This window comes from Hyphomonas sp. UBA3601 (assembly GCF_002375605.1).
GTDB lineage: Bacteria > Pseudomonadota > Alphaproteobacteria > Caulobacterales > Hyphomonadaceae > Hyphomonas.
In genome coordinates, this window is record NZ_DFME01000107.1 from 37467 (window position 1) to 40574 (window position 3108).

The following is a 3108-nucleotide window of genomic DNA, read 5'->3' on the forward strand; positions in this document are numbered from 1 at the left end:
CTCGAAAGCGACTCCAAGAAAGTGGGAACTCAGGGTGAGAATATCGACTTTGCCCTGCTCGTTGACGGACTGACCGCTGAACGGGAGCAAGGCATTACCATCGACGTGGCCTATCGCTTTTTCGCCACCGACAAGCGCAAGTTCATCGTCGCCGATACGCCAGGACATGAACAGTATACGCGCAATATGGCGACCGGCGCATCAACCGCAGATGTCGCCATCCTGATGGTGGATGCGCGCAAGGGCATCTTGACGCAAACACGGCGCCACAGCTTCATCACATCCCTGCTGGGCATCCGCAAAGTCGTGCTGGCCATCAACAAGATGGACCTGATCAATTACAGTCAACAGGCCTATGACGACATCGTAGACGATTTCTACGCCTTCGCAGACGAGTTGGCGACGGATTTGGAAATCCAGCCAATCCCGATGTCTGCCCTCGAGGGCGTGAATATTACAAGCAAATCGAATGAAACAGACTGGTATGATGGCCCCAGCCTGATGGATTATCTGGAGACCGTGCCGGTTGGTGATCGCCGCCTGAACACGCCTTTCCGTATGCCTGTCCAATGGGTCAATCGACCCAACCTCGACTTCCGGGGTTTCTCCGGACAGATTGCTGCGGGCTCGATCCAACCTGGTGACCGCGTCAAATCCATGCCGTCCGGGAAGCAGTCCACCGTCCAGAGAATTGTCACGGCGACGGGTGACCTTGAGCAGGCAATCGCCGGACAATCCGTTACAATCACGCTGGACGATGAAATCGACTGTTCGCGCGGCGACGTTCTCGTTTCAGCCGAAGACCCTTCCGAAGTGTCTGACCAATTTCAGGCTCGCCTGCTTTGGATGAGCGAAACGCCACTCCTGCCCGGTCGCCGCTACCTGCTGAAGATGGGGGCGAAGACTGTCACGGCCACGGTCAACGCGCCGAAGTATGGCATTGATGTCAATACACTGAACGATGTTCCAGCGAAGACGCTGGAACTCAACCAGATTGGCGTTACAACCCTGTCTCTAGACCAAGCCATTCCGTATGATCCGTATGATGTCAATCGAGAGATGGGCGGCTTCATTCTGATCGACCGGATGACGAATGACACGGTTGGTCTCGGCCTTGTCGACTTCGCACTCCGCCGCGCATCAAACATTCACTGGCAAGCCATGGATGTTGATCGGTCTGCCCTGGCGGAGCAGAAAGGCCAGAAGCCAGCCGTGCTTTGGTTTACCGGCCTGTCAGGATCCGGCAAGTCGACCATCGCCAACGCCCTGCAGAAACTGTTGTTTGCCCAAGGCAAGCACACTTTCACGCTGGACGGGGACAATGTCCGTCACGGCCTGAACCGCGATCTCGGTTTTACCGATGCGGACCGCGTCGAGAATATTCGCCGCGTCGCCAATGTCGCCCGCCTGATGTCCGACGCCGGATTGATCACGCTGGTCTCGTTCATCTCGCCGTTCCGGTCAGAGCGACAAATGGCGCGCAATCTGATGGCTGATGGCGAATTTATTGAAGTCTATGTCGACACGCCACTCAGCGTCGCGGAGGACCGGGATGTGAAGGGCCTCTACAAGAAAGCCCGCGCTGGAGAGATCAAGAACTTCACCGGCATCGATAGCCCGTACGAGCCACCTCAGGCGCCCGAACTGCGCATCGACACAGTGAACAATTCTCCGGAAGAAGCCGCCGAAGTCATTCTTGGCTTCATGCGCGAAAAGGGCCTGCTGAACGGCGAGTGACCCAGCATTGAAGGCGCCGTGCCCACCTGACCGGGCACGGCGCCGATCATCGCCTCCTTCCCCAACGTACCGGCTCGCCTTGCCGAATTTCGCACGCTAGGTGTCGTTTCACACAACGATAAGGGAGCGTGTCATGGCAAAAGGCGATCTGCCGGTTCTGGTTGGCGTGGGACAAAGCCTCAGCCAGTGGGATGGAACAAGCGGAGCAGACGGTGCGCCGTCGCCCCTGTCGCTCATGGTCAACGCGTCCAGGGCAGCCCTCTCTGACAGTGGTGCAGACCTCTCCAAGGCCATCGACACGATTGCCGTTGTTCGCATCTTTGAAGATTCAGTCGGTGGCGCACCGCACCCGCACGGCCATAACACCAACCTTCCCGGCACGCTGGCGCGCGATATTGGCGCTGCACCCGATACGCTGATCTATGAAACCGTTGGCGGTCAGAGCCCACAGGCCCTTGTCAATGAGATGGCCGCGCGCATCCATGCGGGCGATGCTGACTGCGTGCTGATCTCCGGTTCCGAGGCCAATCGGGCCTCGAAGGGCGCGCGCCGGAACAATGTGGAAATTAACTGGGCCGACGGCGCTGATGTGGATTACGAAGATCGCGGCATGGGTCCGATGATGCTGTCGCGCGAAGAAATCAAGCATGGCATCGTCGCGCCAGCTTATTTCTATGGCCTGTTCGAAAACGCCATCGCCGCCCGCGAAGGCCATTCACGCAGCCAGCACCGCAAGGCCATGGCCGAACTCTTCCAGCCCTTCTCTGTTGTTGCTGCAAAGAACCCGTATTCTCAATTCCCGGAGGAACGCTCGGTTGAGTTTCTTTCGACACCGTCCAAGGCGAACTACGAATATGCTGATCCGTTCCTGAAATGGTTCATCGCCCAGGACGCTGTGAACCAGGGCGCTGCTGCGATCCTGATGAGCAGTTCCAAAGCCGACGCATTGGGTGTTCCGGAAGACAAGCGTGTCTATCTTCACGGTGCAGGCGAAGCGGCCGACGATCTGATCTCGCTGCGCCCGAGACTCGACGGCTCATGGGCAATGCAGACCGCTATAGATCGCGCATTGGATCAGGCCGCGAAAGCAACAGGCGATATCAAGCATCTGGATCTCTATTCCTGCTTTCCATGCGCCGTGTTCTCTTCAACTGCCGCGCTGGGCATCGACTGGAAGAATGATCCGCGCCCACTCACCCTGACGGGTGGCCTGCCCTTTTTTGGCGGACCGGGAAACAATTATTCCCTGCACGGTATCGCGGAAATGGTGTCGACCCTTCGCGCAGATCCCGGCAGCTATGGCCTTGTGCTCGCCAATGGTGGCTGGATGACAAAGGAAGCGGTCGGGATCTACTCGACACAGAAGCCGAC

2 protein-coding genes are annotated in these 3108 nt (G+C 58.0%); both read left to right on the forward strand.

All coding sequences use genetic code 11. The features are described 5' to 3' along the window. Nucleotides 1-1737: adenylyl-sulfate kinase (gene cysC / locus B4F73_RS10770; RefSeq protein ID WP_290483237.1), on the forward strand; the 1737-nt coding region annotated here is incomplete at its 5' end. Between the two features lie 133 nt (nucleotides 1738-1870). Next, the coding region (locus B4F73_RS10775) for an acetyl-CoA acetyltransferase (protein ID WP_290483238.1) at nucleotides 1871-3108 on the forward strand (1238 nt) is incomplete at its 3' end.